Source organism: Delftia sp. (assembly GCF_059499305.1).
Window position 1 is genome coordinate 1 of record NZ_JCABYI010000007.1, and the last position, 6,827, is coordinate 6,827.

General features: G+C 70.1%; 5 protein-coding genes. 3 read left to right on the forward strand and 2 right to left on the reverse strand.

All coding sequences use genetic code 11. The features are described from left to right. Positions 1–93 precede the first annotated feature (93 nt). A complete protein-coding gene (locus tag AC5I49_RS05575; protein ID WP_495788963.1) occupies positions 94–2,628 on the reverse strand; it encodes an ABC transporter permease in 2,535 nt (844 codons plus the stop codon). Between the two features lie 84 nt (positions 2,629–2,712). Then, positions 2,713–3,933, reverse strand: coding sequence for a porin (locus AC5I49_RS05580; protein ID WP_133072776.1), 1,221 nt, complete (start codon positions 3,931–3,933; stop codon positions 2,713–2,715). Positions 3,934–4,179: 246 nt separating this feature from the next. Between AC5I49_RS05580 and AC5I49_RS05585 the strand changes: the two genes are divergently transcribed. The 3 genes from AC5I49_RS05585 to AC5I49_RS05595 form a co-directional block, all read left to right on the forward strand. Then, positions 4,180–5,148 carry a Bug family tripartite tricarboxylate transporter substrate binding protein gene (locus tag AC5I49_RS05585; protein ID WP_123692680.1) on the forward strand — a complete coding sequence of 323 codons (969 nt, stop codon included), beginning with the start codon at positions 4,180–4,182 and terminating at the stop codon, positions 5,146–5,148. 20 nt (positions 5,149–5,168) lie between these two features. After that, a complete protein-coding gene (locus AC5I49_RS05590) occupies positions 5,169–6,014 on the forward strand; it encodes a TauD/TfdA dioxygenase family protein (protein ID WP_099734467.1) in 846 nt (281 codons plus the stop codon). Positions 6,015–6,071: 57 nt separating this feature from the next. Beyond that, positions 6,072–6,827: beta-keto acid cleavage family enzyme (locus AC5I49_RS05595; protein WP_495788964.1), on the forward strand; the 756-nt coding region annotated here is incomplete at its 3' end.

The following is a 6,827-nucleotide window of genomic DNA, read 5'->3' on the forward strand; positions in this document are numbered from 1 at the left end:
GATAAGAAAGGGAGTCGGCCGCCGGGCCGAAACCCGGCCTCGAAAAACAACCACCTGGCAGGGTCAAAAACCAGGTCCGGACCTGGCCCCAAACTACTCAGCCACCTGCCTCAACGTATCCATCACAGGCCTCCTCAACACCTCCCGCAACGCCCACCACCCCGCCATCCAGGCCAGCAAGGCCCCGGCAACAGCCCCCGCCAGCGGAGCCCACCAGGGCACGGTCCAGTTGAACTCGAACACCCAGCGCGCCAGGGCCCAGCCCACGGCACCGGCCGCGCAGCTGGCCAGGAAACCCGCCAGCAGGCCCACGCCGGCCAGCTCGGCGCGCTGCACCTGCGCCAGCAGCCGGGCCTGGGCACCGACGGCGCGCATGATGGCGTACTCGCGGGCGCGCTCCTCGCGCGTGGCGGTGACGGCGGCGAAGAGCACGACCAGGCCGGCGGCCAGGGTGAAGCCGAAGAGGAACTCCACCGCGCGTATCACCTGGTCCAGCACGCGCTGCACCTGGGCCAGCGTGGTGCTCAGGTCCACGTTGGTGATGTTGGGAAACTCGCGCACCAGGGCGTTGTCGAAGCCCGCCACGTCGGGCGCGCGGTAGGCGGCCAGGTAGCTGACGGCCACGTCGTCCAGGTGGTCCACGGGATAGATCACGAAGAAGTTGGCACGCATCGATCCCCAGTCCACCTTGCGCAGGCTGGTGATGCGCGCCTCGCTGGGCACGCCGCCCACGTCGAAGCCCAGCGTGTCGCCGAGCTTGAGGCCCAGGGTCTCGGCAATGCCGTCCTCCACGCTGATCTCGCCCTTGGCGCCAGGCGTCCAGGTGCCCGCCGTGATCAGGTTGTGCGCGGGCGCCTGCGCCGTGGTGGAGAGGTTGAACTCCCGGTCCACCAGGCGCTTGGCACGGTCTTCGCTGAAGTCGTCGGGGCTGACCGGCTTGCCGTTGACGGTGACCAGACGCCCCCGGATCATGGGGAACCAGTCATAGGAGGTGACGCCAGCCTTGTCCAGCGCCGCGCGGAAACCGTCGGCCTGCTCGGGCTGCACGTTGATGACGAAGCGGTTGGGCGCATTGGCCGGCGTGGCCTGGCGCCAGCTGCCGATGAGGTCGGTACGCAGCAGCACCAGCAGCATGAGCGCCAGCAGCCCCACGGCCAGGCTGCTGATCTGCACCACGGCATAGGCGGGGCGCGCGGCGATCTGGCGCGTGGCCAGCACCAGCCAGCGCGGCGCCGTGCTCTCGTGCACCAGGCGGCGCAGCACCTGCACGGCCAGCCAGCCCAGGGCCGCGAACAGCAGCACGGCCACGGCAAAGCCGCCCACGGCGATCAGGCCCAGCTTGATGTCGCGGCTGGCCGCCAGCAGCAAGGCCGCAAAACCGGCCACGCCCACGGCCAGCACCACCACCGAGGCAGGCTTGAGCGCGCCCAGGTCGCGGCGCATGACGCGCAGCGGCGGCACGCGCGCCAGCTGCAGCACGGGCGGCAGGCCAAAGGCCAGCAGCAGGGTCAGCCCCATGCCCACGCCAAAGGCGGCAGGCCACAGGCCCGGTGCGGGCAAGGCGGTTTCCACCAGCCCGGCCAGCAGCAGCACGAAGACATGGTGGATGGCCCAGCCCAGCAGCACGCCCGCGGCGCTGGAGGCCAGGCCGACCAGCACGAACTCCACCGTGTAGGCGCCCGCGATGCGCCGCTGGCTCTGGCCCAGCACGCGCAGCATGGCCGAGGCGTCGAGGTGGCTGTTGGCAAAGCCGCGCGCAGCCAGGGCCACGGCCACGGCCGACAGCAGCGCCGCCAGCAGGGCGACCAGGCTCAGGAATTTCTCGGCGCGGTCCAGCGTCTGGCGCATCTCGGGGCGGCCGCTGTCCAGCGACTCCACGCGCACGCCATGCACGCCGGGCGCCTTGGCCTGCTGCTCGGCCCAGACGCGGTAGCGCTGCACGGCCGCCTCGGAGCCATCACCCGCGCCGGCCACGGCCAGGCGGTAGGTGATGCGGCTGGCCGGCTGCACCAGGCCCGTGGCGGCAAGGTCGGCGGAGGCGATCATCACGCGCGGCGCAAAGTTCATGAAGCCCGCGCCCCGGTCGGGCTCGATGGAGATGATGCGCGCCACGCGCAGTTGGGCGTCGCCCAGCAGCAGCATGTCCCCCACGCCTATGCCCAGCGACTCCAGCAGCGGCGCATCGACCCAGGCCTCGCCCCGCGCCGGTATCTCGCGCGTGGCCCGGTCGGCCGCGCCGGGGGCATCGGCCACGCGCAGGCTGCCGCGCAGCGGATAACCTTCGGGCACGCTCTTGAGCGCCACCAGGCGGCTCATGCCGCCTTGCGCGTCGCTGGCGCGCGCCATGGTCGGGAAGCTGGATGTCTCCAGGGCCTGCAGCCCTTCGGAGCGTGCGCGCTCGGCAAAGGCCGGCGCCGTGGGGTTGTCGCCGACCACGACCACGTCGCCGCCCAGCAGCTGGCGCGCATCGCGCTGCAGCCCCGCCTGCAGCCGGTCGGCAAAAAAGCCCACCGAACTGAGCGCGGCCACGGCCAGCATCACGGCGACGATCAACAGGCGCAACTCGCCCGCGCGCAGGTCGCGCCACAGGGTGCGCCAACCCAGGGTCCATGCAGAAGATCCATTCATGCCGCGCAGATTAGCGCAGGCGAAGATGGGCACCCGGGCGCCACGGCTATTGGCACGGCCGCTCAGGACTATTGGCGCGGCCGTTCAGAACATCAGCCGCAGGCCCAGGTCCAGCCCGAGCGCGCCGGCCGGCTGCATGCCGCCCGTGGTCAGGTAGCCGGGCTGGGGCAGGATGGCCGGGTTGCTGACCACCAGCGGCGTCACGCCCATCACGCCCGGGTTGTTGCGCCCGTTGCCCACGCTGATGCGTGACACCGTGGCGTACAGCGCCGTGCGTTTGGACAGCGGGTGCACATAGCCCAGGGCGAGCTTGTTCACCGAGGAATCGCCGTCGGCCAGGCCCTGGCCATTCCTGAACTGCACACGTGCATAGGAGGCGCGCAGCGCCCCCTGGCCCACGGGGATGTTCACGCCGGCCAGCACGCCCAGGTAGCGGTCGTTGATCGCGGCCAGCGTGCCGGCGTCGCGCCGCTCGTTGCGCACGCCGGACCATTCGCCAAAAAGCTTGACGGGGCCGAAGTCATAGGAGCCGCCCAGGTTCAACGAGCGGATCTTTTCCGCGCCGGCGCCCGAGGTGCCCAGGGTGTTCTCGCCATAGCCCAGCGCCACATCGGCCGCCCCCATGGCCCAGCCGATGCGGGCACCCGCGTAGCGCCCCCGCTTCGAGCTGTTCTCGGGGAAGGCGTACATGGCCTGCCCGTAGACGCCGCCCAGGCCCGGCGGCAGGAAGTAGCCGATGGAGTTGCCTGCGCGCAGATAGGTGTCCGTGCCCGCCGACAGCCCGCCGCCCAGCAGGCCGCCCGTGGCCAGCGCGCGGGCGATGGCCAGGTTGCTGTTGACCACGGCGATCAGGTTGGTGCCCACGCCGTTGACGGTGAAGGGGTCGAAGGCCCAGTCGTTCAGAAACGAAGGCGTGTGGTCGCGCCCCATGCGCAGCTCGCCCAGGCGGCCGGACAGGCTGATGGTGGCGCGCCGCCCGAAGTTGAGCGCGCCGCCGCCCGTGTCATTGGCCACCGGCGCCTCCAGCCACAGGCCGGCCATGAGGCCGCCGCCCAGGTCCTCGCTGGCGCGTATGCCGATGCGGCTGGCCAGGTTGCCCGAAGGCGACAGCGCCCAGGTGCTTTGCCGCGCCGAGCGCGCGGGGCCCGCGTCCCAGGATTCGCTGCGCACGCTGTAGCGGCTGATGCCGGCGTCCATCACGCCGAACAGCGTGACCGAGGTGGGCGACTGGGCGGCGGCCGCGCCTGCCAGACACAGCAGGCCCAGCGCGTGCAGGCCGCAGGGATGGGGGTGAAGTCGGGGCATGGGGGTCTCCTGTTCGTCGTGGGGCTGGCGCGGTCCTGCGCCACGAATCGACTCTAGGAACGCCATCGCGCCGCTTCTTGGCAGTTCATGCCAACGGCTTTGCAATTCACGACATGCGCGGGTTGCCCTGGTCAGGGTTGCCATGGATTTGTCCCAACAAGGCAAATGCCTGTCCCCCAATGGCAAGTCCCGGGAAAGCGGGCTTTCGATACTGGATGCCAGAACACGGAACAAGGAGACACGGACATGAGACTGCCCCACGCCATCGCCACGCTGCTCGCGGGCTGCGCCATCACCATCGCCATCGCCGGTACGGCCTGGAGCCGCCAGCCGCTCAGGCTCATCGTGCCCGCACCGCCGGGCGGCACCATGGACATCGTGGCGCGCGTCGTGGGCCAGCAGCTCGCGTCTGAAACAGGCCAGGCCGTGGTGATAGACAACCGCCCGGGCGCAGGCGGCCTGCTGGGCATGCAGACCCTGCTGCAGGCGCCCGCCGACGGGCAGACGCTGCTGGTGGGCGCAAGCAATCTGCTGGCCGAGATCCCCCATGTGATCAAGATGCCGTTCGATCCGCTCAAGGACCTGGTGCCCCTGGCCTCGCTGGCCCGCTCGGGCGTGGTGCTGGTGGCCGGGGCCAGCCAGCCCGCCCAGGACTTGCAGGAGCTGCTCGCGCAGCTCAAGGCACGCAAAGGCCAGACCAGCTTTGCCAGCTACAGCCCCGGCACCGTGTCGCACTACGCCGGCCTGATCCTCAGCGACAAGGCGGGCCTGGACCTGCAGCACGTGGGCTACGCGGGCTCGCCGCCGGCCGTGCAGGCCCTGCTGGGCGGCCAGGTGGACGTCATGTTCGACGGCATGCTGACCTCGGTGCCCCTGATCAGGGCCGGCAAGCTGCGTGCCTACGCGTTCTCCGGCCCCCGGCGTTCGCGCCACCTGCCCCAGGTGCCGACCACCGCCGAACTCGGCTACCCCGAGCTGCAGTTTCGCGGCTGGGTGGGCCTGATCGCGCCCGCCCGCCTGCCGCCCGAAACCATGGAACGCCTGCGCGCCGCCATCGGGAAAGCGGCCAGCGCGCCGGCCGTGCAGCAAAAGCTCTCCGACGTGGGGCTGGAGCCCGAGGTGCTCACCGACACCGCCGCGCTGCAGCGCGAGACACGCCAGATGTCCGAGCGCAACGCCGGCATCGTGAAGAAATACCAGATCACCGCGAACTGACTTCCAGGGAAATACCGACCATGCAGATCCGACAGATCACCCCCGCCATCGGCGCCGAAATCTCCGGCGTCCATCTCGGCGATGCCGCACGGGACGCCGCACTGTTCGCGGATATCCGCGCCGCGCTGCTGACCCATCGCGTGCTGTTCTTCCGGGACCAGGACATCACGCGCGCCGAACATGTGGCCTTTGCCAGCCGCTTCGGCCCACTGGAGGACCATCCCGTGGCAGGCAGCGATCCCGAACACCCTGGCCTGGTGCGCATCTACCGCAGCGACGATCCGCACAGCTACGAAAACACCTGGCACTGCGATGGCCTGTGGCGCCCCAACCCGGCCATGGGCGCGGTGCTGCGCTGCATAGAGTGCCCGCCGATCGGCGGCGACACCATCTGGGTCAACATGGTCAAGGCCTACGAGGAGCTGCCCGAGAGCATCAAGCGCAGCATCGACGGCCTGCGCGCCAAGGCCGGCATAGAGCACACCTTCGGTGCCGTAATGGCGCCCGAGGCGCGCGCGCGGCTGGCCAGCGAGCACCCGCCCGTGGAGCATCCCGTGGTGCGCACCCACCCCGAGACCGGCGAGAAGCTGCTGTTCGTGGGCGCGGGCTTCAGCACCCACTTCGTCAACTACAGCACGCCCGAGAACGTGCGCCACGGCATAGACAAGGCGCCCGGCGCCGCGCTGCTGATGAACTACCTGATCAGCCGCGCCACGATTCCCGAATACCAGGTGCGCTGGTCCTGGAAGCCCGGCGACGTGGCCGTCTGGGACAACCGCAGCACCCAGCACTACGCGCTCAACGACTACTACCCGGCGCCCCGCCGCATGGAGCGCGCGGGCATCGTCGGCGACATCCCGCGCTGAGGCCCTGCACAGACTCTTTCCACACCTACCCCCCACCCCCACCCACCGGAGCGTCCCATGAATTTTCTCGATGGCCACCTGTTCCCCGAAAACCAGCAGCCCCTGATCATCACGGCGGCCCCCTATGCGCCGGGCTGGCTGCCCGGCGATTTCCCCGAAGACATTCCCGTGACCATGGACGAGCAGATCCAGAAGGCCGTGGACTGCTACAACGCCGGCGCCACCGTGCTGCACCTGCATGTGCGCGAGCTGGACGGCAGAGGCAGCAAGCGTTTGTCGAAGTTCAACGAGCTGATCGCCGGCGTGCGTGCGCGCGTGCCCGAGATGATCATCCAGGTGGGCGGATCGATCAGCTTTGCTCCCGAGACGGACGGCGCGGCCGCCAAGTGGCTGTCCGATGACACGCGCCACATGCTGGCCGAGCTGGAGCCCGTGCCCGACCAGGTCACGGTGACCGTCAATACCTCGCAGATGAACGTGACGGAGCAGGCCGAGGACGCGGACTTCAGGGGCACCTCGCGCGAGAATCCCGCCATCTTCGACGCCTACAAGGAGATGACCGTGCCCGCCCAGCCCGGCTGGGCCGAGGAGCACATCCGGCGCCTGTCCGCCGCCGGCATCCAGAGCGCCTTCCAGTGCTACAACATCAACAGCTTCGAGTCGGTGGAGCGGCTCATGCGCCGCGGCATTTACAAGGGCCCGCTGGTGATGAACTGGGTGGCGATCGGCGGCGGCATGGACGCGCCCAGCATCTACAGCCTGGCCAATTTCGTGCGCGCCGTGCCCGACGGCGCCGTGCTCACCGTGGAAAGC